The following is a 26,178-nucleotide window of genomic DNA, read 5'->3' as shown; positions in this document are numbered from 1 at the left end:
TCAACCGATTGAAGCGCCGCCAGAGAGGCTCAAGCAGCCTTTGCGATATCGTCGAAGGCGATCAGCTTTTCGAGCAGACGGCGCATGTCAGTGATCTTGACCATGTTCGGGCCGTCGGAGGGCGCGTTGTCCGGGTCCTGATGCGTCTCGATGAAGAGGCCACCAACACCGACCGCAACCGCTGCACGGGCCAGCGTCTCGACGAATTCACGCTGGCCGCCCGACGAGCCGCCCTGCCCGCCCGGCTGCTGGACGGAATGGGTCGCGTCAAACACCACGGGCGCGCCCATGGCCGCCATGATCGGCAGTGAGCGCATGTCGGAGACCAGCGTGTTGTAGCCGAAGGAGGCGCCGCGTTCGCAAAGGAGAACGTTCGGATTGCCGGAACCGGTGATCTTGTTCAGGACATTCTTCATATCCCAGGGCGCGAGGAACTGGCCCTTCTTGACGTTGATGACTCGGCCGGTCTTGGCGGCAGCAACAAGCAAGTCCGTCTGGCGGCAGAGAAAGGCCGGGATCTGCAGGACATCGACGGTCGGGGCAACGGCGGCGCATTGCTCTTCCGTGTGGATGTCGGTCAGGACCGGAACGCCGAACTCCTTCTTGATGTCGGCAAACACCTCCATCGCCGTTTCAAGGCCGATGCCGCGCTCGGCAGACAGCGAGGTCCGGTTCGCCTTGTCGAAGGACGACTTGTAGACGAGGCCGAGGCCAAGTTCGCGGCAGAGCTCGACGAGCTGGCCGGCGATCATGAAGGCGTGGTCACGGCTTTCCATCTGGCAGGGGCCTGCGATCAAGGCGAAACGGCCCTTCTGAGAGAAGACGGCCTTGGCCACACCTTCGCCAACGACGACTTCCGAATTGGGAGAAACGCTCATTTGAACTCCTCAAAGGCAAAGGTCACACCCTGCCCCTTTTCCGGCGCGACAACGACGCGTGCGCCCATTTTTTGATAGCTGACGCCCTTAGCAGCGAGGCAGGCTTCTGTCACGCCGAGATCATCAACCGCAATAACCACGGCCGCCCCGACGAGCCCCCTTTCCGAGACCAGCAATTCCTGGCCGAAGTGGAGCCGGAAACCCTCCGGTGTCAGCACGTCGACGGCGACGTTGGCGGTCTGAATCGAGAGCCCGAAGGAATGGGCGGTGACATCCCGCTGATCAACAACCGTTTCCAGGAGATATTGGAAGTCGCTCGGGTTCTCTTCGACCAGCACTACGCGCCGGAGCCCTGTCGCGCCGTTGGCATGCACAAGCAGGGAATCCCGATCGGTCGGAAGCGGGTTGATGCGCTGGCAGGCGAAGGCGAAGAAATCGGGCGCACGGAGATCTGCTGCAAAGGCGAGTCGGAAAGCCCCCTCCGCGGTTTGGCCATCCGGAAAACGAAACTGGCGCGCGAAATCGAGCACAGAGCCAGCGCTCATCCCGTCCTCGCGGTAGGCCGCATCGTCCGCCAATGCATCTTCCGTCTTCACGACGATGGCGGAGAGCCCCTCGACGCGCCGAAAGCGGAAGGCCTGATCGCGAGCGACAAAGACATTGCCCGTGCGCGCAGCCTCCAGACAGTCTTCCCGACTACCGACGGCCAGCGGCTCCAAATAGGTGTCATCGGCGAAGAAAACGCAGGCATTCTCGGTGCCGAAAGGGTGGCGGGCATCCGCCGCGACGGTGAATCCGAGGTGAGTGAGCCGCTCGCGGGCGGTTTCGAGATCGGTGATCGGCAATACGAGATGATCGATAGCGCGGGGTGAGGAAATGGAATTGGACATGTTTGCTCTCGGTTTCTGCATCAATTCTGAGAATTGGACGCCTGAATGGAAAGGCCTTCGACCGCCTGCCGCAAGGCATCGATCTGCTCGCGGGTTTCGCGCAGTTCCTTTAACACCTGCTCGTCGATCTTGTGATGCAGGGCCAAGACTTCGATCTCCGCCTTGAGATTGATCTCGTAGTCCTTCGCCGCCATGAAGCGATCGCGCTCCGCCTGCCGGTTCTGGCTCATCATGATGATCGGCGCCTGGACGGCGGCAAGCATCGACAGGATCAAGTTCAGGAAGATGAACGGATAGGGATCGAGCGCACCTGTTGCAAGAATCACCGCGTTGAGGATGACCCAGGCGACCAAAAACAGCATGAAGCCGATGATGAATCCCCAGGAGCCGCCGACCCGTGCAATGCCGTCTGCGAGCCGCTGACCGAAGGTCGCATGGGCCAAAAAGTCCTCGCCGGCATTGGTCGACACCGTGCGGCGCTCCCGCGCCCGCTTCAGCACTTTTTGCTCTGCTGACGAAAGATCAGATGACAACTTCCCCAGAACGAGTTTCTCAATATCCTTCAACATATACAGCCCCCTCGAAGGCGGTTTTGCCCGATACCGGACCAGATCTGCACTCAGCACTGCAGCACGTCAAAATCGGACGGTTTCAATACCCTTGCAGGCGGCTATCGCATTTTCTCACCGGCTCTTCACGAAAATTTATACCCTTGCGGAACACAACTGGAACATATAGTGTCTGTTCTGTATTTGTTTCACTCCGAGGGCACCGCATATGCTGACGCGCAAGCAACAGGAACTGCTTCTCTTCATCCATGAACGGATGAAGGAATCGGGTGTCCCGCCGTCCTTCGACGAGATGAAGGATGCGCTGGACCTCGCATCGAAATCCGGGATCCACCGCCTGATCACGGCGCTCGAGGAGCGCGGCTTCATCCGACGCTTGCCGAACCGGGCGCGTGCCTTGGAGGTCATCAAGCTTCCGGAAGCCTATTCGCCGAGCATCCAGCCGCGCCGCGGCTTTGCACCGAGCGTGATCGAGGGCAGTCTCGGCAAGACGCCACCGGCGCCAGCGCTGACCAAGCCGCCGGTCGAGGACAACGGTTCGTCTGTCTCCGTGCCGGTCATGGGCCGGATTGCAGCCGGTGTGCCGATTTCAGCGATTCAGAACAACACTCATGACATCACGGTACCGGCTGAGATGATCGGCGCGGGCGATCACTATGCACTTGAGGTCAAGGGCGATTCGATGATCGAGGCCGGTATTCTTGACGGCGATACGGTCATCATCCGCAATGCCTCGAACGCCAATCCCGGTGACATCATCGTGGCGCTCGTCGACGACGAGGAGGCGACACTCAAACGCTTCCGCCGCCGCGGTGCATCGATTGCACTGGAAGCCGCCAATCCGGCATACGAGACCCGCATCTTCCCGCCGGATCGCGTCAAGATCCAGGGCAAGCTGGTGGGCCTCATTCGCCGCTATCACTGATCAGCATCGGTCTCCAGCTTTGGTCGGACAGTGCCAGTTGGACCCGCAAATTCATGCGTGCTTTCGGAAGAGGCTGTTCGCCAGTCGTAGAGACGGTGCGCTGTCCATGGCCTGGAGGGTCCGTCGAGCGCGGACCTGACCGTCATGGCTTGCGAGGTGGCGGCTAGGCCCGCGATCTCGAGGGAGCCGGTTGCGCGCTGGCTCGCCTCCGAAATAAGGAGCGCGCCAGAGCGGCAGGCTTTGACGCGTGTGCGCGCCGACAGAACGACGATATCAGCGCGGTCGCAGGCTGTGCCGATGAGATCCGGGCGTTCCAGCGTCAGCAGCGTGTTGCCGTTCTCCAGTCTGATGGCACAGGCCTGCTTTACACAGGTGAACTGTTCTCTCCCGGCGGCCTTGAGTAGGCTGTCAAATACAGCCTCTGCCAGTTTGCTCTGCTTCTCCGACAGGGTTTGCCCAGTACGCCGGTCTGGCGCCGGTGGCAGGGGTACCGTGTCGAGCATGACCGGATGCCTTGGCTCATCGATACCGAGCACCGGCCGCCATTGATCGAAGATGAAGGCTGCCGGGCGGGCTCGGTTGATGGCAATGATGGACGTGTCGCCACTTGCCACCCGAATCGCGACCAACCGTGCGTCCTCGCTGACCATCAGTTCGCCACCCGGGGAACGTGGAGCGAGGAAGGCAGCAGCGAGCGTTGCGACGATGAGAGCCGTGCCGACATGCCTGATCGGGGTTCTGAGGAGCATCAGCAAGAGCATGCCGGCGATTGCGCTGGGCATGAACCATGATGGCAGACGCGGGAAGACGTAGCCGCCGCCCCAGCCGGAGACGGTGTGAGCGACAATGAGCACCATTTCCAGGCCCTTCCCCATGATCCAGAAGAACGGGCCGTCGAGGCCAAATGGCATGAGCAGCATGGCAATGAAGCCGGACGGCATCACGACCAGCGAGATAAGCGGCATGGCGGCGAGGTTTGCCTCGAGTCCATGGGTCGACAGCCGGTGAAAATGGCTAATGGCAAAGACGGCGGTCGAGACCCCGCCGATGAACGATGTCGCCAGGGTGCCGCCGACGAACTTGGCAAACCCGGCAGCAATCCGCATGGTAAGCGAGCGCGCACGAGGCAGGATCGCGCGCGGTCGCGCCCGCCACCCCGCGTAACCGGCAATCAGGGCTGCAGTCGCCGCGAAAGACATCTGGAAACTCGGCCCCATCACCGTCGAGGGCTGGACCGCGAGGATCGCGGTTGCCGCAAGGGCCAGATTGTGGAGGCTGACAGCCGGGCGGTCGAAGAGGACAGCTCCGAGCATGACCGCTGTCATCAGATAGGCCCGCAACGCGGTGACTTGGTAGCCGGATATAAGCACATAGCCGGTCGTCGCCAGAAGCGCGCCGGCGGCTGCAATCTTCTTCACCGGATAACGGTGGGCAAAAGTCGGCATGAGGCTCAGAAGCGCTCGCAATCCGACGAAAAAGATGCCGGCGGCAAGCGCCATGTTGAGGCCCGAAATCGCTGTGATATGGGCGAGGCCCGAGACGCGCAGCGCCTCCGTCGCCTCTTCCGACATCGATCGGCGTTCGCCGGTAATGATCGCAGCGGCGAAGGCGCCGGGATCTCCGGGCAGTATGCTGCGAATGCGACTTGAGATGCGATCCCGGAGCGAGAACAGGGATGCGTCGAAGCGATCCCATAGACCTTGTTTCTCCAATGAAGCGGAGGTTTTGGCCTGGGGCGGACCGAGGAAGAAGCCGACAGCGCCAATGCCGGCGAAGTAGCTTCGGAAGCTAAAGTCGTTCAATCCCGGCAAAGCCGGACCTGAAGGTGGTGAGAGACGGGCGCGACCGCTCAATTGCTCGCCGATGGCAGCTGGCACATGCTTGCTTCGGGCCAGAAGGGACACGCGTGCCGGCGACCGGCGGATGCTCGGCTCTGCGGTCTGGATCACGCGCAACACGTAACGCCATTCACCGCCCGCCCCCTCCTCCCGTCGCTCGACAAGCCCGGTGACCGTGGTGACAAGTGGCTGATCAAGGATCACGGTGGACGCTCGCCTTGTCTCCCATTCGGCCATCAGCATGCCGAGAAGGATCAGGCACAAACTCCACAGGACCACATGCGCCACGGTGTCGCGTATCGCCCGCGAAAGCGCGAAAGCCAGGCAAGCAAGGAGCAGTCCGAGGACCAAGGCCGGCGGTGGTTGGCCAACGGAAAACCAGATTGCAGCACCGGCGCCGAGCCAGACGGGCACGAAGAGGAAAAAATGCCCGTGCCGACTTTCGTCTGAGACGTCCTGTCGAACCTGCCTGAGAATGCGATGCAAAACAGCGCGAGCGGCGACAGCACGGCCGATCGTCGTCAAACCGGGTGTTGCGCGTTTTTCGAGTGGTCGAGGCAAGTCTCGCCGGACCAGTACATCACCGGACCGGAGGCGCCCTTCCCCCTGAATTTCCGCAGTTTCTCCCATCAGCCACACCCGGCCGGATCGACCCCATATGCCGACAGAATAAGCGAAATCCGTCAGCAATCAATGCGTGCAACGAATCGTGTTTTTGCCGCCTATTCGGGCTTCAAACGATTAGAACCGTTCGGTTCGATTGTTGCTGTTTTCGCGACGCACAATTTGCCCTTTGGATAGCTTGGCATTAACTTCGGTATCATATAGCTACATCACACGCTTAACCGATGGCGGCTTTTTTCAAGACGCCTTCCCGCCAATTCCGGAGGATCAGCATGACGGACAAAAGCGCTTCTTTGAAACTCGGTGACAAGACGGTCGACCTGAGCGTCAAGGCCGGCACGATCGGCCCTGACGTCATCGACATCGGCGCCCTTTACAAGCACACGGGCACGTTCACCTACGATCCGGGCTTCACGTCCACGGCATCCTGCGAGTCCAAGATCACCTATATCGACGGGGACGAAGGCACGCTTCTGCATCGCGGCTACCCGATCGAACAGCTTGCTGAAAAGGGCGACTTCCTCGAGGTCTGCTACCTGCTGCTCTACGGCGAATTGCCGACGGCTGCGCAGAAGAAGGACTTCGACTATCGCGTCACGCACCACACCATGGTGCATGAGCAGATGAGCAAGTTCTTCTCCGGCTATCGCCGTGACGCCCATCCGATGGCGGTCATGGTCGGCACGGTCGGCGCGCTCTCCGCCTTCTACCACGACTCGACCGACATCACCGATCCGCATCAGCGCATGGTCGCTTCGCTGCGCATGATCGCCAAGATGCCGACGATCGCGGCCATGGCCTACAAGTATCACGTCGGCCAGCCCTTCGTTTACCCGAAGAACGATCTCGATTATGCGTCTAACTTCCTGCGCATGTGCTTTGCCGTGCCCTGCGAAGAGTACCAGGTGAACCCGGTTCTGGCGCGCGCCATGGACCGCATTTTCATCCTCCATGCCGATCACGAGCAGAACGCCTCGACCTCGACCGTGCGTCTCGCCGGCTCTTCAGGCGCCAATCCGTTCGCCTGCATCGCGGCCGGCATCGCGTGCCTTTGGGGCCCTGCCCATGGCGGCGCCAACGAGGCTGCCTTGAACATGTTGCAGGAAATCGGCTCGGTTGACCGCATTCCGGAATATATCGCCAAGGCGAAGGACAAGAACGACCCGTTCCGTCTGATGGGCTTCGGCCACCGCGTCTACAAGAACTACGACCCGCGCGCCAAGATCATGCAGAAGACCATGTACGAAGTCCTCGAAGCGACAGGCCATGCCGATGATCCGCTGATGAAGGTAGCACTCGAGCTCGAAAAGATCGCGCTCAACGACCCCTACTTCATCGACAAGAAGCTCTACCCGAACGTCGACTTCTATTCGGGCATCACGCTGCGTGCGCTCGGCTTCCCGACGACCATGTTCACCGTTCTTTTCGCGCTCGCACGCACCGTCGGCTGGATCGCGCAGTGGAACGAGATGATCGAGGATCCGCAGCAGCGCATCGGTCGTCCGCGTCAGCTCTATACCGGTGAGCCGAAGCGCGATTACAAGGCGCTCTCGGAGCGCTGAGACTTTCTTCCATCTTCGAGTATCGAGAAGGCCGGCTTTGTCCGGCCTTCTTTCGTTCTGCGCGGGCCGACTGCGTCCCTTATCGAAGGCAGCGATCAAACTCCCCGTGATGGTCGCGCATTTCGCCGTCCGATGCCTTCAATTCCACGGAGCTTTGTTCTAAGGAAGTCAACCTGCTTCGTCCCCGACGAAGATTTACAATGAGGTTTATGCGTCCCGATGCTCGTCTTCTTGAGAAAAGCTTCCCGAACCCTGTTCGCCAAGATCTTGCTTCTGCTGCTCGTCCTGTCCTTTGGCGTCTGGGGCGTTTCAGCTTCGCTGTTCAGCAACACGTCCGACACTGTCGTTGCGGTTGGCGATCAAAGCGTCTCTTCGGCCGACTTCGCCTTTGCCTATCAGCGCCAGGTCGCCGACATGAGCAACCGTTTCGGGATGCAGCTCACAACCGAACAGGCCCGCGCCTTCGGCATCGAGTCCCAGGTGTTCTCGCAGCTTGCCGCCGGTGCTGCCCTCGACCAGCTGGCCGCTGACATGAACCTCGGTCTTTCCCAGGATCGGCTTGCACAGCTGATTGCCGATGATCCGGCCTTCAAGAACTCTGCCGGCAACTTCGATCGCGCACTGTTTTCCTCCCGTCTGCGCAATGCCGGTCTTCGCGAAGACGACTATATCGAGGAACGCTCGAAGGTCGCCATCCGCAGCCAGATCGTTGACGCCACAGCCGACGGCTTCGTTGCGCCGAAGGTGCTGATCGACGCGATCAAGGCCTATCGCTACGAAAACCGCGACATCAACTACATCCTGCTCACCAATGCCAATATCGAGCTCATCAAGGCACCCGATGATGCGACCCTGGCAGCGTGGTTCGAGACGACGAAATCCGGTTACCGCGCACCGGAATATCGCAGCTTCAACTATGTGAAGCTGGAACCCTCCGACATTGCCGATAAGGCCTCCATCACCGACGAACAGATCCGTGAAGACTACGAGCGCCGCAAGTCCTCCTACGAGATTGCCGGGACACGCACGATCGAGCAGTTGAGCTTCGAAAACCGCGAAATGGCGGAAGCAGCGGTTGAAGAACTGCAGAAGGGCACGAGCTTCGACCAGCTCGTCACCGATCAGGGCAAGACCGCCAGTGACGTGCTGCTCGGCGACTTCACCCGCGACCGCCTGCCTGATCCGGCCCTTGCCGCGGCAGCCTTTGCCGTGACTGCCGAAGGCGGCACCACCGATGTCGTCGACGGCGCTCTCGGCCCGGTCATCCTGCGCGTCACCAACATCAAGGAAGGCCGCACCCAGAGCCTCGACGAGGTGAAGGAAGAGATCCGCGAAGCGCTGGCCGAGCAGGCGGCGATCGCCGATCTCACATCGGTCCACGACCAGTTCGAAGATCTGCGGGCCGGTGGCTCGACACTCAAGGAAGCGGCCGACCAGTTGAGGCTCCAGACTGTGACTGTCACCGATATCGACCGCCGCGGGCTCGACAGTCGCGAAACGGAAGTTGCCGGCATTCCTGAACGGGACAAACTGCTCGCAGACGTCTTCCGCACCGAAATCGGTATCGAGGCCTTGCCGGTCACCATGGGCAATAACGGTTTCATCTGGTTCGATGTCACCGACATCAAGGCCGAGCGCGATCGCGAACTGGCCGAAGTGCGTGAAAAGGCGATTGCCGACTGGACCGCAGAACAGCAGCGCATAGCACTCGGTGCGAAGGCGGAGAGCCTGCGCCAGCGCGTCGCAGACGGTGGCACTCTGGAAGAAGTCGCCGCCGAACTGGGCCTTGCGGTCGAAAGCAAGGCCGGCATCACCCGCCGTACTGAAGATGCGGTTCTCGGCCCGACGGCGGTGACCGCCGCGTTCTCCGGCCCGCAGGGCATCGTGGTGACTGCGTCCGGCGGTGATCCTTCGACGCAGATCCTGCTGACGGTCACGGCCGTCCGTGACCAGCCTACCGGCGGCGTGCCGCTCAATGAAGATGAGCAGATCGCTCAGGTCGCGAACTCCGCAGGCGACGACATCCTCGACCAGATGGTCGGTCAACTGCAGTCGGAATATGGCGTGACGATCAATCAGGCGCTGGCCCAGCAGGCCATCGTCCGATAAGCATCGGCCAGAGGGGGAGTTGAGAATGTCCGGGTTGAAGCCCTTCATCGCCAAGATCGCCACGCGCCAGCCGCTTTCGCGGCAGGAAGCGAGCGACGCCTTCGAAATCCTGATGTCGGGCGAAGCCAGCATGGCGCAGGTCGGCGGCTTCCTGATGGGGCTTCGGGTCCGCGGCGAAACCGTTGACGAGATTGCCGGGGCCGTGTCGATCATGCGCCAGAAGATGGTGCCGGTCGATGCTCCCGAAGATGCCATCGACATCGTCGGCACGGGCGGTGACGGGACGAATACCTATAACATCTCGACGCTGGCAGCCCTGATCGTAGCCGGAGCCGGCGTGCCCGTTGCCAAGCACGGCAACCGGGCGCTGAGCTCGAAGTCGGGCACGGCCGATGCGCTATCGCAGCTCGGTGTCAAACTCGACATCGAGCCGGACATGATCTCGCGCTGCATCCGCGAGGCAGGGATCGGCTTCATGTTCGCGCAGCTGCATCATCCGGCCATGCGCCATGTAGGCCCCGCCCGCGTCGAACTCGGGGCCCGGACCATCTTCAACATCGTCGGGCCGCTTTCGAGCCCTGCCCGCGTCAAGAAACAGCTCTTCGGTGTGTATTCGCCGGAATGGCTCGTTCCCGGGGCGGAAGCTTTGCGCGATCTCGGCCTCACCAGTGCCTGGGTCGTGCATGGCAGTGGACTGGACGAAATCACCACGACCGGACCGAGCCAGGTGGCAGAGCTGAAGGACGGCGAAATCCGGACCTTCGAGCTGACACCGGACAATTTTGGCGTGGAGACCGTTTCTCTCGACGCGATCAGGGGTGGAGATGGCACTGTCAACGCAGCCGCTTTGCGCGACGTGCTTGATGGCGCCAAGACCGCCTATCGCGACGTGGCACTGTGCAACGCCGCAGCCTCGCTGATCGTCGCCGGCAAGGCCAAGGACGTGACCGAGGGCATGCATCTCGCCAGCCAGTCGCTGGACACAGGTAGTGCAGCACGGGCACTCGACACGCTGATCGCCATTTCCAACTCTGCCGCTTGAGGGTAAACTTCAGACCATGACCGATATCCTGAAGCGCATCGAAGCCTACAAGCGGGAAGAAATCGCGGCCGCCAAGGCTGCCGTCTCGCTGTCGGAACTCAAGGACCGGATCGCGAGCCAGGACGCGCCGCGCGGCTTTTACCGCTCGCTCTTGCGTGCCCGGGACGAAGGCCGGTTCGGCCTCATTGCCGAGATCAAGAAGGCGAGCCCCTCCAAGGGGCTTATCCGTCCCGATTTCGATCCGCCGGCACTGGCGGCCGCCTATGAGGCCGGTGGGGCCGCCTGCCTTTCCGTACTCACGGATACACCGAGCTTTCAAGGGGCGCCCGAATACCTGACGGCCGCTCGCAAGGCCTGCTCCCTGCCGGCGCTGCGTAAGGACTTCATGTTCGACGCCTATCAGGTCTACGAGGCCCGCGCCTGGGGTGGCGACTGCATCCTGCTGATCATGGCCTCGCTGTCTGATACAGAGGCCTCGGAACTGGAAAACGTCGCCTTCGACCTCGGCATGGATGTATTGATCGAAGTGCACGATGCCGAGGAAATGGAGCGGGCGCTGAAGCTCAAGTCGCCCCTCGTCGGCATCAACAACCGCAATCTGCGGACCTTCGACGTCAGCCTCACGGTCAGCGAAGACCTCGCGGCCATGGTTCCGGCCGATCGCCTCTTGGTCGGTGAGAGCGGCATCTTCACCTATGAAGACTGCCAGCGGCTGCAGAAATCGGGCATCACGACTTTCCTCGTCGGCGAGAGCCTGATGCGCAAGGACGATGTCGCTGAGGCGACCCGCCTGCTTTTGACCGGCAAGACCGGCGCGCTGGCTGCGGAATGACTTCCGGGTCCAGCGGTCTGACGCATATCGGCGCCTCCGGCGAGGCGCATATGGTGGATGTCTCGGCCAAGGATGACACGGTTCGCATTGCGGTCGCCGAAGGCTTCGTGAAGATGAAGCCGGAGACGCTTTCCACGATACGCGAGGGCAATGCCAAGAAGGGCGATGTGATCGGCACCGCCCGCATTGCCGGCATCATGGCGGCCAAACAGACGAGCAATCTCATTCCGCTGTGTCACCCGCTGATGCTGTCCAAGGTGACTGTCGATATCGAGGAGGACCCGGATCTGCCGGGGCTGCGCGTCGCGGCGACCGTCAAGCTAACCGGCAAGACCGGCGTCGAGATGGAGGCGTTGACGGCCGTCTCTGTCACCTGCCTGACGATCTACGACATGGCCAAGGCCGTGGACAAGACGATGGAAATCGGTGGGATCCGCGTGATGGAGAAGAGTGGCGGCAAATCGGGCGATTTCTGCCACCCGGAGCGCGGCTGATGTCGCTGCTGCCGGTCGACGACGCCCTTGCAAGGCTGCTTGCCGCGGCCCATCCGGTCAACGATCTCGAACAGGTTTCGCTGCATGAGGCCAATGGGCGCGTGCTGGCGGCTGATCTTGCGGCCCGCCTCACACAGCCTCCTTTCAATGCCTCCGCCATGGATGGCTATGCGCTGCGTGCAGCCGATGCGGCAGAGGTCGGCAGTCTCCTTACGGTGGTTGGGGAGTCGGCGGCCGGCCATGGTTTTCACGGAACGGTAGGGCGTGGCGAGGCTGTGCGGATCTTCACCGGCGCGCCCGTTCCTGAGGGAGCCGATAGCGTTCTTCTGCAGGAGGATGCTGAGACGCTCGGAGACGGCCGGATACGGACGACCTATGCCGTGACGGTCGGGCGACACATTCGCCCGCGCGGACAGGATTTCGCCGAAGGCGATGTCGCGCTGTCTGCGGGGTTGCGCATGGACTTCAGCCACCTCACGCTGGCTGCGGCGATGAACCATGCGACACTGCCGGTCTATCGCCGCCCGCGGATTGCGGTCCTTGCGACGGGCGACGAGTTGCTGCCGCCCGGAAAAACGCCTGGACCCAGCCAGATCATCGGTTCGAACAGCTTCGGGATCGCAGCGCTGGCGCGCGACAATGGCGCGGAGGTGATTGACCTCGGGATCGTGCCTGATGATCGGGACTTGTTGCGACAAGCTGTGGAGCGGGCACGCGTACTCGGCGTCGACGTGCTCGTCACGCTCGGAGGCGCATCCGTCGGTGACCATGACCTGGTGCAATCCGCGCTGGTTTCCGCCGGCATGGAGCTCGATTTCTGGCGGATTGCCATGCGGCCAGGCAAGCCGCTGATGGTAGGCCATCTCGAAAACATGCATGTGCTCGGACTTCCGGGCAACCCGGTGTCGAGCCTCGTCTGCGGCCTTCTCTTTCTTGAGCCTCTGCTGTGCAAGCTTGGTCACAGGAAGCCACGCCGACGCATGGCGCAAGCCCGACTGCAGGCCGCCCTGCCCGCCAATGACAAACGGCAGGATTATGTGCGCGCAAAGCTGACGGAACAGGACGACGGTATCCCGCTGGTCGAAAGCTTCGGCAAGCAGGATTCGTCGATGATGCGAATTTTCTCGCAATCCGATTGCCTGATCGTCAGGCCGCCCCATGCCCCGGCGGCCGAGGCAGGAGATACCGTGCCAGTGATGCTTCTACGCCTCTGAAGGATCGTGAGATCAGACCCCAGTCGCGGTCGTCTTGCCTTCCTCGGCTGTGGTATCTTCCATTCCATATTGCCGTTTGATCAAGGCTGCGATTTCCTCTTCGACAGCCTTGCGATCCTCCTCCGGCATCTCGGCGAGCATCTCTTCCGTCAGGCCGTGCTCCTCCAAATAGAGGTCACGGATCCGTTCGGCCGGCGTTTTGGCGCTTTCCTCCAGGAATTCGGCACGCAAATCATTTCGCTTCATGGCAGCCTCTGCGGCGTCCTTGCTGGAATACACACCCGTCTGGAGTTGCCAGAGGTTCGAGGCAAGGCCTGAGGCCGATTGATCTCGCTCCAGGGTGCGTTGTGCGGTTGTTTGGGACCCGGCCGCTGTGGTCGGCAGTTGTTCCTGGGCAGGCTTGCTACGGGTGGTGTAGGTCGGCACATAAAGCCCTGTGTCTGAAATGCGCATAGCGAACTCCTTCTCGACCTGAAGTAGACGTTGTTCCTTGCGCAGGCCTTGAACGAAAAAAACCCGGCACTCGGCCGGGTTTCTCAAACACTATCGAAGGCAAAGGTCAGACGAGGCGGCTCTGCTCGAGGGCCGCACCGATGAAGCTTGCGAAGAGCGGATGCGGGTCGAGCGGGCGTGACTTCAGTTCCGGATGGTACTGAACACCAATGAACCACGGATGGTCAGGATATTCGACGGTTTCCGGCAGAAGGCCGTCCGGCGACATGCCCGAGAAGACCAGACCGCAGGCTTCCAGCCGGTCCTTGTAGTCGACATTGACTTCGTAGCGGTGGCGATGGCGCTCAGAGATGTCGGTCGAGCCATAGATCTCGGAGATCTTGGTGCCCTTCTTCAGCGAGGCCTTGTAGGCGCCGAGACGCATCGTGCCACCGAGGTCGCCGACAGCCGAACGCTTTTCAAGCTCGTTGCCCTTCATCCATTCGGTCATAAGGCCAACGACCGGCTCTTCGGTCTTGCCGAATTCGGTCGAAGACGCGTTCTCGATGCCAGCGAGATGACGCGCCGCTTCGACGACGGCCATCTGCATGCCGAAGCAGATACCGAAGTAAGGCACCTTCCGCTCGCGGGCGAACTGCGCTGCGAGGATCTTGCCTTCCGAACCGCGCTCGCCGAAGCCGCCGGGCACCAGGATGCCGTTGACCTTTTCGAGCCATGGCGACGGATCTTCCTTTTCGAAGATTTCCGACTCGATCCATTCGAGCTTCACCTTCACCCGGTTGGCGATGCCACCGTGATAAAGCGCCTCAATCAGCGACTTATAGGCGTCCTTGAGGCCGGTGTACTTGCCGACGATTGCAATCGTCACTTCGCCTTCCGGTGTGCGGATGCGATTGCAGACCTCTTCCCAGGCATCCAGACGTGGCTTCGGGGCCGGCTCGATACCGAAGGCCGCCAGAACCTCGTTGTCGAGGCCTTCCTTGTGATAGGCCATCGGCACGTCATAGATGTTGGCGACATCGAGAGCCTGGATCACGGCGCTTTCACGCACGTTGCAGAACAGCGAGAGCTTGCGGCGTTCCGCCTGCGGGATTTCGCGGTCGGCACGAACCAGAAGAATGTCCGGATGGATACCGAGCGCCTGCAGTTCCTTGACGGAATGCTGGGTCGGCTTGGTCTTCAGCTCGCCGGCCGCCGGGATGAAGGGCATCAGGGTCAGGTGAACGTAGACGGCCGTGCCGCGTGGCAGGTCGTTGCCGAGCTGGCGGATCGCTTCCATGAAAGGCATAGCTTCGATGTCGCCGACGGTGCCGCCGATTTCGCAGATTACGAAATCATAGTCGTCATTGCCCTCGATGACGAAATCCTTGATCTCGTTTGTCACGTGTGGAATGACCTGAACGGTTGCGCCGAGATAATCGCCGCGACGTTCCTTGTCGATGATGTTCTTGTAGATGCGACCGGTGGTGATGTTGTCGGTCTTGGTGGCCGACCGCCCCGTGAAGCGTTCATAGTGACCGAGATCAAGGTCGGTCTCGGCGCCGTCGTCGGTGACGAAGACTTCGCCGTGTTGAGTCGGGCTCATGGTGCCCGGGTCAACGTTGAGATAGGGGTCAAGCTTGCGAAGACGTACGCGGTAACCGCGAGCCTGCAACAATGCCCCGAGAGCTGCGGCCGCAATTCCTTTGCCAAGAGAGGAAACCACGCCGCCAGTGATGAATACATATCGCGCCATGGGCTTCACCGGATACCGTTTCAGATTCGATTCCGCCAGCCCTAATCGGGTTTGTCCCACATTTTTCGTGGAATCGGCGGAATATGGACAAAAGAAAACCGGCGGACCCTGGAGCCCGCCGGAGTGATGGAAGTCGTTCCGATCAGTTGTTCGGAACGGCGTTGGGGTCTGCTGCAGGAGCTGCAGGTGCCGCAGGCGTCGACTGAGCCGGTGCGGTGCCCGGGAGCTGGTCGAGTACGCTGCCGCCGCCCTGGGTCGTGCCGTTGCCTGCCGGGATTCGGTCAAGGATGTCGGTCGGACGCGATTCATGACGAGCCAGGATGCCGAGCGCCAAGGAGATCACGAAGAACAGCGTCGCGAGGATTGCTGTGGTGCGGGTCAGCGCATTGGCCGTGCCGCGTGCCGACATGAAGCCCGAGCCGCCGCCGACACCGAGGCCGCCGCCTTCGGAGCGCTGGATGAGGACGACGCCGATCAGGGCGACGACGACCATGAGATAGATAACGAGCAATACGGTCTGCATGGAATGTCCATCCTGCCCGATAAGGGCAAAATCAATGAGGTTGGCGGCTCTTTACATGAGAGGAACGGGCATTGAAAGCCCCTCTTCCGCATTTCGGGACTTTGCCTCTCAGGCGGTTAGTTCCTCATAGACCTGATATATGGCGAGGAAATCGGCTGCCTTCAAGCTGGCGCCACCGATCAGGGCACCATCAACGTTGTCGACCGCCATGAGTTCCTTCGCATTCGATGGCTTGACCGAGCCGCCATAGAGAAGGCGCATCTTCTTGCCGACGTCGCCGAAACGTTTGACCAGTTCGGCACGCAGGAAAGCATGCGCTTCCGCAACGTCGGCAACGGTCGGCGTCAGGCCGGTCCCGATCGCCCAAACGGGCTCGTAGGCGATCACAGTGCGTTCTGCCGTAGCGCCATCCGGAACGGAACCGGCAAGCTGACGCTTAAGGATGTCGAGCGTCTGACCGGATTTGCGCTCATCTGCCGTCTCGCCAATGCAGATCACGGCTGTCAGGTCCGCCGCATAGGCGGCTTCAGCCTTGGCGCGCACAAGATGATCGGTTTCGGCATGGTCGGTGCGGCGCTCGGAGTGGCCGACGATGACATGCGTGCCGAAGCAGTCGGCGATCATCTCGGCCGAGAGATCACCGGTATGGGCGCCCGAGGCATTCTGATGGCAATCCTGTGCACCGATCTGCAGAGGACTGTCGGTGCACAGCGCGGTCGCGACATAAAGCAGCGTTGCCGGCGGGCAGATCAGGGTTTCGACCTTCTCGGACAATGGTCCCTGGACACCTTCAGCAATCGCCTTGATCTGATCGAGCGAGGCTCGTGTGCCGTTCATCTTCCAATTGCCCGCAACAAGCGGGCGAACATCCGGTGTCATATCGTCTCAACCCCTATTTCGCTTGTGCGAAGTAGCAAATCTGAGCCCGGAAGGAAAGATTGCGCTATCCAATTGGCCCGTTTATCGGGCGACATGGTGAAAATGTGAACCTTTGGCGCCCGAATAACCGGCAGACCAACCGTTCAACGGATCAGCCAATTGAGAAGTGCGCGCCAATCCGACATGCGCACCGGAGTCCCGTGCGATCCGGTCTCGAACAGAGTAAAGCGAACCGGCTGACCGGCGGCGCGGAGCTTCCTGTAAATAGAAACCTGGCCTTCGGCTGCGTAAACACTGTCGCGGCTGCCATGGGTGAACCAGATCGGCAGCCTGGCCTTGGCTGCAGCACTCTTCGGCAGCGCCGGATCCGGCGCCCCGCCGAGGATCGCCATGCCTGAGAGCTTCGCCACGGTTGCCGGATCACGCGACAGGCCCGAGCAGATGAAGCTGCCCATGGATGCACAAGCCAGAACCACCGGCTTGCCACCCGATTGGGCCGAGGCGTAGCCAACAAGGGACGCGATCTCGCTTACGCCCTTGTCGTCGAAGCTTCTCACAGAAGGCGCGTAATAGGTGCCGCCGTTTTCGGCGGCAAGGTTCTTCAGGCGATTGAAATTGCCGCCGAAGCTGATGTCATTCAGCCCAAGGCGCCTGTCCCCGCCCCTGCCGTGAATAAAGATCACGGTGAAGGCCTGGCCCTGATCACGGCCGACCCGTCCGACCTCCATCGGCCCGGTCGGGAGCTGCAGTGTCTGGTTCTCCTGGACCCGTCGAACTCTCAGCGAAACATAGCGATCCTTCACGCGACGCTCAGGGACACTGTCGCGACCGTTGATATCGCGCATCTCATCATAATCGATGCGGGTGAAATCGCCGCTGTCTCCGGTTTCCAGCACCGTCTGGCTCGAAAACAGCTCATCCTTGTAAGGTGCGATGGTCGCGGCGCTGGCGCTCGACAGGAACAGAAACGGAAAGAGAACGCAGGAAATCGCCGCAGTGCGGAAATGAGCTGTGGACATCTGCATGGAAGATGGGTTTCCTCTCGGCTCACGCTTGCCTTCGCGAAATGCGCCACGCAAAGCTGGCCCGAATTCAACATGCGCCGGCTCTCTGGCCCTTCGCGCCTGCCCTGCCTTTCTGGCACAATCCGACCGATTCGCAGATGCGACTGGCCTGATGCGGCGGCTTTATGAAGGTGCCGCGAAGCCGGCATCGAACAGCAACAGAGTATCGAACGACGCCATGGACGACAACGATCTCTTTTCCGGCATGCCGCTCGCCCAGAAGGTCGAGGCGGAAACCGTGACGACACCGACCCCGGCGCCTACGCCCGCCGCGCGACCGGCTGCCCCTGCTTCGAGTGCGGGTGGCGAGGAATATGGTGCGTCCTCCATTCGTGTTCTCGAAGGCCTCGAGCCGGTGCGTATGCGTCCGGGGATGTATATCGGCGGCACGGACGAAAAGGCGCTGCACCACCTGTTTGCTGAAGTCATCGACAACTCGATGGACGAAGCGGTGGCCGGCCACGCCAATTTCATCGACGTGCATCTGGACACCGAGGGCTTTCTGACCGTCACGGATAACGGTCGCGGCATCCCGGTCGAACTGCATCCGCAGGTGCCGGGCAAGTCGACGCTCGAAGTGATCATGACCAAGCTGCATGCCGGCGGCAAATTCGACGGCAAGGCTTATGAGACTTCAGGTGGTCTGCACGGTGTCGGCGTCTCCGTCGTCAACGCGCTCTCCGACCTGCTCGAGGTTGAAGTCGCCCGCAATCGCAAGCTTTACCGCCAGACCTTCTCGCGTGGCGTGCCGCAGGGCGGGCTCGAAGAACTGGGCGAAGTGCACAACCGACGCGGCACGCGGGTGCGCTTCCATCCCGATCCGCAGATCTTCGGCGATCATGCGAAGTTCGACCCGGGTCGGATCTTCCGCATGGCGCGCTCCAAGGCCTATCTTTTCGGTGGCGTCGAGATCCGCTGGTCCTGTGACCCGGGCATGGTGCCGGAAGGTGGAGACATTCCTGAAAAGGCCGTCTTTCACTTCCCCGGCGGCTTGAAAGACTATCTCGCCGCGACGCTCGGCAAGGAGTTCACCGTCACCCGCGAAATCTTCGCCGGGAAGACCGAGAAGACCGGCGGCCATGGCGCGATGGAATGGGCCGTCACCTGGTATGGGGGCGATCCGGCACTGCACTCCTACTGTAACACGATCCCGACGCCCGAGGGTGGCACGCACGAGGCGGGCCTGCGCATTGCGCTCACCAAGGGCCTCAAGAACTATGCCGAACTGACGCAGAACAAGCGCGCCAAGGAAATCACCACCGACGACGTGATGATTTCTGCTGTCGGCATGCTTTCGGTTTTCATCCGCGAGCCGGAATTCGTCGGCCAGACCAAGGACAAGCTCGCGACCGTCGAGGCCCAGCGTCTTGTCGAAAACGTGCTGCGCGACCCCTTCGACCATTATCTCGCCGACAATCCCAACGAAGCGGCCAAGCTGCTCGACTGGGTGATCGAGCGCGCGGAAGAGCGTCTGCGCCGCCGCAAGGAAAAGGAAGTCAATCGCAAGACGGCCGTGCGCAAGCTGCGTTTGCCAGGCAAGCTTGCCGACTGCTCCCAGAACACGGCGGAAGGGGCTGAACTCTTCATCGTCGAGGGTGACTCGGCCGGTGGCTCGGCCAAGCAGGCGCGCAACCGCGCCAACCAGGCGATCCTGCCGCTGCGCGGTAAGATCCTCAACGTTGGCTCAGCCAGCCGCGAGAAATTGATGGCCAACCAGCAGATCGCCGATCTCATTCAGGCGCTCGGCTGCGGCACCCGAACAAAGTATCGTGAAGAAGACCTGCGCTACGAACGCATCATCGTGATGACCGATGCTGACGTGGACGGCGCGCATATCGCTTCGCTGCTGATCACCTTCTTCTATCAGGAAATGCCCGAACTCATCCGCGGCAACCATCTCTATCTCGCGGTGCCGCCGCTTTACGTCATTCGCCAGGGCGCCAAGACCGTCTACGCCCGCGACGACGCCCACCGGGCCGAGTTGATGGAAACCGTCTTCAAGGGCAAGAAGGTCGAGATCGGACGCTTCAAAGGTCTCGGTGAAATGATGCCGGCGCAGCTCAAGGAAACGACCATGGATCCGAGCAAGCGGACGCTGCTCAGGGTCGGGATCGATGACGTCGATTTCGAGGGCACGCGGGACGCGGTCGACGCCTTGATGGGAACAAAGCCTGAGGCCCGCTTCCGCTTTATCCAGGAGCGTGCTGCCTTCGCCGAGAACCTCGACATCTGAGGGGTCTGGATGATCACCTCCGGGGCCGCCGCTTGTTTCCAGCGCTAGAATGCTCCATATGCTGGGCAGCTTTAACGGGATAGTCCAGAACGTGAGTCAGGCTGAAATTCAGACCCCGTCGAAAGGGCCGCGTTGGCTCGGTCAGGCAACGGCCAATCGCATCGCCCTGATCACACCGATCTCCGTGGCACGCTGGCTGCTGGTGCTCATCGGGATTGCCTCGATCTACTTTTTCCACGGTTTCGTCGTGCCTGTGCTGGCGGCGCTCGTCATCGCCTTTGCAAGCTGGCCACTTTACCGCCGGCTTCTTGATCAGATCGGCGGCAACACCACGCTTGGCGCAACGCTGGCACTGTTGTTCATTCTGACATTTCTGATCGTGCCGATCGGCATCGCCATTTCTTACGCCGTTGAAGAAATCCGGCAGTGGATCACCTGGGCCGTCGAAGCAAACACAACGGGCACCCCGCCTCCTTCCTGGATTGCCGCACTGCCGCGCGTCGGCGACTGGCTGGCTCAGAAGTGGACGGAGCATGTTGGGCAGCCCGGTGCCATCGGCGAACTGATCCAGATCGTCAGCGGCGCCAATATCGGCAATATCTACCGTGCCGTGATCGCAGCCGGCGATGGCCTGTTCCATCTGGTCTTGACCCTTCTCTTTATGCTGATCGCGCTTTTCTTCGTCTACCGCGACGGCAAGAGCTTCGCGCGCCAGTTGGACTTGCTCGGCGAGCGCATTCTTCCTGATCGCTGGGAACGAATTTCGCGTGTCGTACCAGCCACCATCAGCTCCACCGTCACCGGCATGACGCTGATCGCGATTGGCGAAGGCATCATTCTCGGCATCGCCTATTGGTTGGCAGGCGTCCCCTCCCCGGTCACCCTCGGGGTGATCACCGGCGTCATGGCACTCATTCCGGGCGGCGCGCCGCTCTCGTTCACGCTGGTCTCGATCTATCTCGTCGCCAGCGGCGCAACGATCGAGGGCGTCGCTCTCTTCATCTGGGGCTCGGTCGAACTCTTCATCGTCGACAAGACGGTCCGTCCCCGCCTCGTCGGCGGCCCGATCAAGCTGCCGTTCCTGCCGACCTTCTTCGGTCTGGTGGGGGGCGTGAAAACCATGGGCTTCCTGGGTCTTTTCATCGGCCCGGTCCTGATGGCGCTGCTCGTCTCCATCTGGCGGGAATGGATCCGCGAGGTTGAACTTGCGGACGACGTCCTTCCCGTGGACGAGCAAGGCGAACTCGATCTCTTCACCGAATCGGAGCTTGAAGCCAAGCGGGTCTCGATTGCCTAGCGCGAGCTGCGGATCCAAGCAGTCACTCCGCGCACCTTGAGGCCTATGTCGATGAGCCATCTGCCTCCTGCCTTGCTTCGGCTCCAATCATTCTGTTTCGTCTGACCGCCAACGACCCCGACGGGAGCCCCTTGCGATGAAGACTGCACTGATCATGATGACGATTCTCGGTTGCGACGACAGTGTCAGCCAATGCGAGTTCGTCGAGACGCCGGCAGAACGCTTTGTGTCGATCGAGCTGTGCAACGCCGCATCGGAGCAGGTGCTCGGACGCTACGGCAACATCGGCTACCCCACGGCCGTTGCCGTCTGTCAGATGCCTCCACCTGACATTACCGAGGCACTGGCAGCTCAATCAGCGGAGAATGAGGACAGTGCTGCAGCGGTTGCAGCGCCGACGCCAGAACAGGAGCGCACGCTGAAGGACCGTGCGGTCGACGCCGTCCGTGAGGTGTTGCCCGGCAAGGCCGCTATCAAGATGATCTTCGAAAAGCCGATCCACGTCGTCTCGGAAAGCTATTCGTGGGTTGCGAAGAAGATCGTGCCCTGATGCCTCAGGCGGCAGCGAGCGCGAAGCCAGAGGCGTAATCCCGCGCCAGACGACGTTCTTCCGCGATGGCGAGCCGTTCGATCATGTCGACGAGCGCTGTTGCGGGTTCACTCAGAGTGCTGTCCCCGCGATAACGCTGCACCAGGCGGTGGGCGATGTGATCGAGGTCGAAACCGCTCGCCGACTGGATGAGCCCCCGCCACAGCATGACAGCCTCGACGAAAAGCGGGCTGACATCTCGACCGAGGCCTGCAGATTCCAAAAGTGCGCGCACGGCATGGAATCGACCGGTTGCCAGGATTGAGCGCACGCGGCGCTCCTCGAGACCGGAAATCGCAACGATGGCACTGGAGAAGAAGTCGGTGCGGCCAGCACACAGCGCATGCATCAGGAAAGCGGGCGTCAGGCGCCCAGCGACGCGAAGCTGTTCTGTCAGACGCACGAGTTCGTCGCCATGAACGTCGGCGAGCAGGGCAATGGTGGCGCTGTCGCCCGCCTCGCGGGCGATGCGCTCGATACGACGGCTGCCGATGGCGCCGATCACGAGATCCGAGCCGGCAAGCGCTTCGGTGACGAACTGAACGAGGAGCTGCCGCACACCGCTTGTCAGATCGTCACGATCCAGAAGAAGGGCGCGGATGCGTTCGCTGTGGCCGTGACGTTCGGCAATGCGGCGCAGTGTGAACGAGGTGATGCGGGCACAGGGATTTTCCAGCAGCACCTCGAGTTCGGCTGCGTCGCCAATCTCGGCCAGCGCCGCAGCGACACCAACGCTCACCTCTCTGCGGGCAGCAATTAGAGCACGCGTCTCGACGGTGCCACGGCCGGCAATATCGACCAGGTCGGCATCCGACAGCACAGGCGAGCACAGAATGACGACCGAAGCAATTTCAGGCTGATCCTCAGCCAGGGACACCATCAATGCCCGTGGAGCCCGCTTTTCCGCCGCCAGAACGTCGGCGAGCGCGAGCCGCACCTGTGGTGCCGGATCATCGAGCAGATAGGTCATAGCCATCTGGGCAGCCTGGCGTTCGTCCGGCGCCATGTCGGACTTAAGGTAGGCCCGAGCCAGCGCGTTTGCCGCACGGGCACGCTCCTGCGTCTTTGCCGTTTCGACCCATCTGAGAAAAGCTGCAACGATCAAAGTCGAACCCACTCGCCACCTGTACAAAACCCGAAGCATTCGGTGTTTCGACAGTAGGTTCAAAGTGTTTAAGAAACGTTCACCACGTTCATTAACCACGAAGCCCGACACGGTTCAGCAGAGCGAAGACCGGGTCGAGGCTCGCTCAGGTTCTCTGGCTCGGTCGTTTCAACTCGAAGATGGGGCCTATGCCGGCATAGTCCATATAGCCCAGCCGCATGATCGGATCTGCGGCAGCCAGATCGAATCGTCCGTCGCGGATGACCTCATCGGCAATGTGGATGCCGACGACTTGGCCGAAGACGGCATGGCTGTCGGTGTCGTTCCCGTCCGTGTCGGGCAAGGTCAGAACCTTGGTCACCCGGCATTCGAGTGCTGCCACCGCCTCGCCGACAAAGGGGGCGTCGACGATACGGCCAGCTGCCGGGGTCAGACCCGCCAGCTCGAATTCATCCGTCTCATAGGCAACGGCGGCCGACGATTCGTTCATCCGGTCCATCAACGACCGGCTCACGAAGCTTGCCGTGAAGACGCCGGTTTCCTCGACGTTCCTTAAGCTGTCTTTGCGACCGCTGGACGAGAACATGATCATCTTCGGTCTGTCGCCAACGGCATTGAAGAAGGAATAGGGGGAAAGATTGCGGATGCCGTCCCTGCCCTTCGTGCCAATCCAGCCGATGGGCCTTGGCGCCACGATCGCCTTGAACGGATCATGTGCCATCCCGTGGGCATTCGTCTCCGTGTCGTAGAACATCAGTCTTCGCCACCCTGCCAGGAGACGAGATCTTCCAGCGCCGGACGAGGACGCTCGACGAGCGGAAACTCGGTTGAGCCAATATGGATGAAACCCGCCACCTTTTCACCAGCCTTTATGCCGAGAAGCGGATAGGCGCGCTCGTCGAAGGCGAACCATTCACTCAGCCAGTTCGATACATAGCCATGGGCATTGGCTGCCATCAGCAGATTGAGGCAGAGGGCACCGGCGGACATGACCTGCTCCCATTCCGGGATCTTCGCATGCGGGGCCGCCGTCGAGATCACCGCGATTACCACCGGCGCCCGGGTGAAACGCGCACGTTCGACCTGGATCATCTCCTCGGAAAGACCGGGGTTCTTCTCCAGCGCCAACTTCAGCAATTCTTCGCCAATGCGGGCGCGTTCCTCGCCACGGTAGATGATGAAGCGCCAGGGCGCGATCTTGCCGTGATCGGGAACGCGGACCGCCAGCGTCAGAATCGACTCGATTTCCGCCTTGTCCGGCCCCGGTTCGCACATCTGAAAAGCGGGCACGGAACGGCGAACTGCGAGATAATCGAGCAGCTTGATGTCTTTTTTCATTTTCTTGATACCTTCATAGGCCTTTGCGGTCGCGGCAGGTCTTGAAATTGCCATGCGGTTCGGTTTGAAGTTGCCGGCATTGGGAAGGAAGTCAACACACAGTGCATCGCATGTCCCGCCAATCTGGTCTTGTCCGGCTGCTGCTCTGGCTCCTTGTGGCCTCGGCTGCAACATCGCCGTCCTTTGCTCAGGAAGCCTTTGAAACCTTCAAACAGCTGAATGGCTCTACCAAGATGCCGAAGCTGAAGGCGTTTTCGGCTCCGGGTGCAGCCGCGATCGCCAATGTGACGCAAGGGCGCAGCGTCAAGCTGGACGCCAAGCTCACCGACAAGGGCGAACCGATGCAGCATGGGCTCTCCTGGCGCGTCTTCAGCCCCATCCCTGGTGACGACGGCAAGCTGCCGCTGCTGGCCAGCGCAGAAGGCGGATCTGCAGCATTTCAGCTTGCGCCCGGCGACTATTTCATCAACGTCTCCTTCGGCCGCGCTGGCGCCACCAAAAAGCTCACCGTGCCGGTCGAAGGCGAGGTTGCCGATCAGCTTCTGGTGCTCGATGCCGGCGGCATGTCGCTGAGCGCCATCTCCGGCGCCGACACCCATATCCCCGACAAGCAGCTGAGTTTCGACATCTACGCCTCCGAAGTCCGCGAAGATGGAGAGCGCGGTCTGGTGCTTGCGGATGTCAAGCCGAACACCATCGTCCGCCTGAACGCCGGAACCTATCATGTCGTGTCGGAATATGGCTCGATCAACGCCGTGGTGCGCGCCGATATTACGGTCGAAGCCGGCGAACTCACCGAAGCGACCATCCAGCACCGCGCCTCTCAGGTCGGCTTCAAGCTCGTCTCGGAAGAAGGCGGCGAAGCGATTGCCGATACCGCCTGGTCCGTGCTGACATCGGGCGGCGACATCGTGGCGGAAAGCGTCAGCGCTTTTCCGGTCATGGTGCTGGCAGAAGGTCAGTACACTGCGGTTGCCCGCAACAAGGACAAGCTCTTCCAGCGGGATTTCGAGGTCAAGGCCGGGGTCAACATGGATGTCGAGCTGATGCTCAACCAGTCCTGACACCTCTCAGGCAGCGCGGCGGACCTTGCTACGCTTGGCAGGTGCCATGCTGAACACTGCGCCGAAAAGCCGAGCGAGCAGGTCCTTGCGATCGGCATGCGTGCTCAGCTCCTCCCACGGAATCATCACACCGACACGCGCCCGGATCGTGGATCCGGACAGACGCCGGAATTCGCGGATCAGCAAAGACACGCGCAAGGTCAGGGAGATCTTGCTTGCGAGATGAAAGAGGCGGCCGTTCTGGCCTTCGAAGAAGACTGGCACGACATTGGCTTTCGCGGCTTGGATGAGCTTGGCCGAGAACATCTTCCAGGGAAGATCCTCTGCTCGGCCGAAGCCCTTTCTGGCGGTCGCGACACCGCCTGCCGGGAAAATCACGACGCTCACGCCTTCCTTCAGCAGACGCAGCGCTTCATGCCGGGTCTGCATGTTGATGGCGAGCGCCTCCTTGGTTTCCTCGAAGGAGACGGGCAAGGAGTAAGGCGCCATTTCCGGCACCTTCAACAGCTCGTTGTTGATCAGAACGCGGAAAGGACGGCCGAGCTGCTCTGCCAGCGCCAGGACGGCGACACCATCTCCGATGCCGAAGGGATGATTGGCGACGATGACGATTGGGCCTTCGGGGATGTTTTCAGGCGGCCAGGTGCCTTCGACCTTCAGATCGACATTGATCAGGTCGAGCATCTTGCCGAAGACGCGATCGGTCTTGCCGACGATGTCGTTGCGCCAGATTTCGTAGAGCCGGGTGAAGCGGTCGCGACCGGAGAGGCCTTCGATCGAGCGGATGAACCAGCGCTTGAGCTTCGGGTCGCGCTCGTTGGCATAGGAAAGTTCTTTGAACTTCACGGCAAGGCTCCGGTGATGCGGAAAGTCATCGGTCGGTCATATGCCGTTTCGATGACAGCCGTCTGACAATGCGAC

General features: G+C 61.3%; 24 protein-coding genes. 11 read left to right on the top strand and 13 right to left on the bottom strand.

Translation table 11 applies throughout. The annotated features are described in order from the left end of the window. Positions 1 to 29: 29 nt before the first annotated feature. The 3 genes from kdsA to ACQKP1_RS09960 are packed head-to-tail and all read right to left on the bottom strand — an operon-like array spanning position 30 to position 2,337. Entirely contained in the window at positions 30 to 878 is an 849-nt protein-coding gene (kdsA, locus tag ACQKP1_RS09970) for a 3-deoxy-8-phosphooctulonate synthase (protein WP_427275106.1), read from the bottom strand. Next, complete coding sequence (locus ACQKP1_RS09965; RefSeq protein ID WP_427275105.1) at positions 875 to 1,768, bottom strand: VOC family protein; 894 nt, start codon at positions 1,766 to 1,768, stop codon at positions 875 to 877. Before ACQKP1_RS09965 ends, kdsA begins: the two co-directional genes overlap by 4 nt. A 20-nt stretch (positions 1,769 to 1,788) precedes the next feature. Continuing rightward, positions 1,789 to 2,337 (bottom strand): DUF1003 domain-containing protein, encoded by a 549-nt coding sequence (locus ACQKP1_RS09960; protein WP_427275104.1) that lies wholly within the window; start codon positions 2,335 to 2,337, stop codon positions 1,789 to 1,791. A gap of 208 nt (positions 2,338 to 2,545) precedes the next feature. On the opposite strand from ACQKP1_RS09960, the gene lexA reads away from it, so the two are divergent. Then, positions 2,546 to 3,262 carry a transcriptional repressor LexA gene (lexA, locus tag ACQKP1_RS09955; protein WP_054148058.1) on the top strand — a complete coding sequence of 239 codons (717 nt, stop codon included), beginning with the start codon at positions 2,546 to 2,548 and terminating at the stop codon, positions 3,260 to 3,262. On the opposite strand, the gene ACQKP1_RS09950 is transcribed toward lexA, so the two are convergent. Further along, positions 3,256 to 5,625 carry a ComEC/Rec2 family competence protein gene (locus ACQKP1_RS09950; protein ID WP_427275103.1) on the bottom strand — a complete coding sequence of 790 codons (2,370 nt, stop codon included), beginning with the start codon at positions 5,623 to 5,625 and terminating at the stop codon, positions 3,256 to 3,258. The genes lexA and ACQKP1_RS09950 overlap by 7 nt on opposite strands. Before the next feature lie 371 nt (positions 5,626 to 5,996). Between ACQKP1_RS09950 and gltA the strand changes: the two genes are divergently transcribed. From gltA to ACQKP1_RS09920, 6 genes are all read left to right on the top strand, one after another. Next, on the top strand, positions 5,997 to 7,286 hold the full coding sequence (gene gltA / locus ACQKP1_RS09945) for a citrate synthase (RefSeq protein ID WP_054148057.1): 1,290 nt from the start codon (positions 5,997 to 5,999) through the stop codon (positions 7,284 to 7,286). 219 nt (positions 7,287 to 7,505) lie between these two features. Beyond that, on the top strand, positions 7,506 to 9,395 hold the full coding sequence (locus ACQKP1_RS09940) for a peptidylprolyl isomerase (protein WP_203016015.1): 1,890 nt from the start codon (positions 7,506 to 7,508) through the stop codon (positions 9,393 to 9,395). A 25-nt stretch (positions 9,396 to 9,420) separates the two neighbouring features. Beyond that, a complete protein-coding gene (gene trpD / locus ACQKP1_RS09935; RefSeq protein ID WP_427275102.1) occupies positions 9,421 to 10,437 on the top strand; it encodes an anthranilate phosphoribosyltransferase in 1,017 nt (338 codons plus the stop codon). 16 nt (positions 10,438 to 10,453) lie between these two features. Next, positions 10,454 to 11,269: an indole-3-glycerol phosphate synthase TrpC gene (trpC, locus tag ACQKP1_RS09930; RefSeq protein WP_427275101.1), complete on the top strand. Its 816-nt coding sequence runs from the start codon at positions 10,454 to 10,456 to the stop codon at positions 11,267 to 11,269. After that, positions 11,266 to 11,763 carry a cyclic pyranopterin monophosphate synthase MoaC gene (moaC, locus tag ACQKP1_RS09925; protein WP_203016009.1) on the top strand — a complete coding sequence of 166 codons (498 nt, stop codon included), beginning with the start codon at positions 11,266 to 11,268 and terminating at the stop codon, positions 11,761 to 11,763. Before trpC ends, moaC begins: the two co-directional genes overlap by 4 nt. Next, positions 11,760 to 12,977: a molybdopterin molybdotransferase MoeA gene (locus ACQKP1_RS09920; protein WP_427276432.1), complete on the top strand. Its 1,218-nt coding sequence runs from the start codon at positions 11,760 to 11,762 to the stop codon at positions 12,975 to 12,977. The genes moaC and ACQKP1_RS09920 overlap by 4 nt, the downstream gene beginning before the upstream one ends. A gap of 12 nt (positions 12,978 to 12,989) precedes the next feature. Here ACQKP1_RS09920 and ACQKP1_RS09915 read toward each other — a convergent pair whose 3' ends face one another. The 5 genes from ACQKP1_RS09915 to ACQKP1_RS09895 all read right to left on the bottom strand — a co-directional run bounded on the left by ACQKP1_RS09915 (position 12,990) and on the right by ACQKP1_RS09895 (position 17,586). After that, positions 12,990 to 13,517: a hypothetical protein gene (locus ACQKP1_RS09915; protein WP_427275100.1), complete on the bottom strand. Its 528-nt coding sequence runs from the start codon at positions 13,515 to 13,517 to the stop codon at positions 12,990 to 12,992. Positions 13,518 to 13,536: 19 nt separating this feature from the next. Then, a complete protein-coding gene (locus ACQKP1_RS09910) occupies positions 13,537 to 15,174 on the bottom strand; it encodes a CTP synthase (protein ID WP_083872989.1) in 1,638 nt (545 codons plus the stop codon). 133 nt (positions 15,175 to 15,307) lie between these two features. Then, the gene (secG, locus tag ACQKP1_RS09905) at positions 15,308 to 15,688 is read right to left on the bottom strand and encodes a preprotein translocase subunit SecG (protein WP_076396349.1); all 381 of its coding nucleotides are present in this window, start codon (positions 15,686 to 15,688) and stop codon (positions 15,308 to 15,310) included. A gap of 108 nt (positions 15,689 to 15,796) precedes the next feature. After that, positions 15,797 to 16,567, bottom strand: a complete 771-nt coding sequence (gene tpiA, locus ACQKP1_RS09900) for a triose-phosphate isomerase (RefSeq protein ID WP_427275099.1) — start codon at positions 16,565 to 16,567, stop codon at positions 15,797 to 15,799. 143 nt (positions 16,568 to 16,710) lie between these two features. Continuing rightward, positions 16,711 to 17,586 carry an alpha/beta fold hydrolase gene (locus ACQKP1_RS09895; RefSeq protein ID WP_427276431.1) on the bottom strand — a complete coding sequence of 292 codons (876 nt, stop codon included), beginning with the start codon at positions 17,584 to 17,586 and terminating at the stop codon, positions 16,711 to 16,713. 223 nt (positions 17,587 to 17,809) lie between these two features. On the opposite strand from ACQKP1_RS09895, the gene parE reads away from it, so the two are divergent. The 3 genes from parE to ACQKP1_RS09880 all read left to right on the top strand — a co-directional run bounded on the left by parE (position 17,810) and on the right by ACQKP1_RS09880 (position 21,711). Beyond that, on the top strand, positions 17,810 to 19,864 hold the full coding sequence (gene parE / locus ACQKP1_RS09890; RefSeq protein ID WP_427275098.1) for a DNA topoisomerase IV subunit B: 2,055 nt from the start codon (positions 17,810 to 17,812) through the stop codon (positions 19,862 to 19,864). A 58-nt stretch (positions 19,865 to 19,922) separates the two neighbouring features. Beyond that, positions 19,923 to 21,161 carry an AI-2E family transporter gene (locus tag ACQKP1_RS09885; protein WP_427275097.1) on the top strand — a complete coding sequence of 413 codons (1,239 nt, stop codon included), beginning with the start codon at positions 19,923 to 19,925 and terminating at the stop codon, positions 21,159 to 21,161. Positions 21,162 to 21,297: 136 nt separating this feature from the next. Further along, on the top strand, positions 21,298 to 21,711 hold the full coding sequence (locus ACQKP1_RS09880; protein WP_427275096.1) for a hypothetical protein: 414 nt from the start codon (positions 21,298 to 21,300) through the stop codon (positions 21,709 to 21,711). Positions 21,712 to 21,715: 4 nt separating this feature from the next. Here the strand turns inward: ACQKP1_RS09880 and ACQKP1_RS09875 are convergent, their stop codons facing one another. From ACQKP1_RS09875 to ACQKP1_RS09865, 3 genes are all read right to left on the bottom strand, one after another. Next, positions 21,716 to 22,894, bottom strand: a complete 1,179-nt coding sequence (locus ACQKP1_RS09875; RefSeq protein ID WP_427275095.1) for a DUF2336 domain-containing protein — start codon at positions 22,892 to 22,894, stop codon at positions 21,716 to 21,718. 106 nt (positions 22,895 to 23,000) lie between these two features. After that, positions 23,001 to 23,609, bottom strand: a complete 609-nt coding sequence (locus ACQKP1_RS09870) for a flavin reductase family protein (RefSeq protein ID WP_427275094.1) — start codon at positions 23,607 to 23,609, stop codon at positions 23,001 to 23,003. Beyond that, entirely contained in the window at positions 23,609 to 24,193 is a 585-nt protein-coding gene (locus tag ACQKP1_RS09865) for a nitroreductase family protein (RefSeq protein ID WP_427275093.1), read from the bottom strand. The genes ACQKP1_RS09870 and ACQKP1_RS09865 overlap by 1 nt, the downstream gene beginning before the upstream one ends. 110 nt (positions 24,194 to 24,303) lie before the next feature. Between ACQKP1_RS09865 and ACQKP1_RS09860 the strand changes: the two genes are divergently transcribed. After that, positions 24,304 to 25,257, top strand: coding sequence for a hypothetical protein (locus ACQKP1_RS09860; RefSeq protein WP_427275092.1), 954 nt, complete (start codon positions 24,304 to 24,306; stop codon positions 25,255 to 25,257). 6 nt (positions 25,258 to 25,263) lie between these two features. Here the strand turns inward: ACQKP1_RS09860 and ACQKP1_RS09855 are convergent, their stop codons facing one another. Next, complete coding sequence (locus ACQKP1_RS09855) at positions 25,264 to 26,103, bottom strand: lysophospholipid acyltransferase family protein (protein WP_427275091.1); 840 nt, start codon at positions 26,101 to 26,103, stop codon at positions 25,264 to 25,266. Positions 26,104 to 26,178: the final 75 nt, after the last annotated feature.

Origin of the sequence: Allorhizobium sp. NPDC080224 (assembly GCF_050281005.1) — a bacterium.
In the GTDB taxonomy this organism is placed as follows: domain Bacteria; phylum Pseudomonadota; class Alphaproteobacteria; order Rhizobiales; family Rhizobiaceae; genus Allorhizobium.
This window is presented reverse-complemented; position numbering and strand designations above follow the sequence as displayed.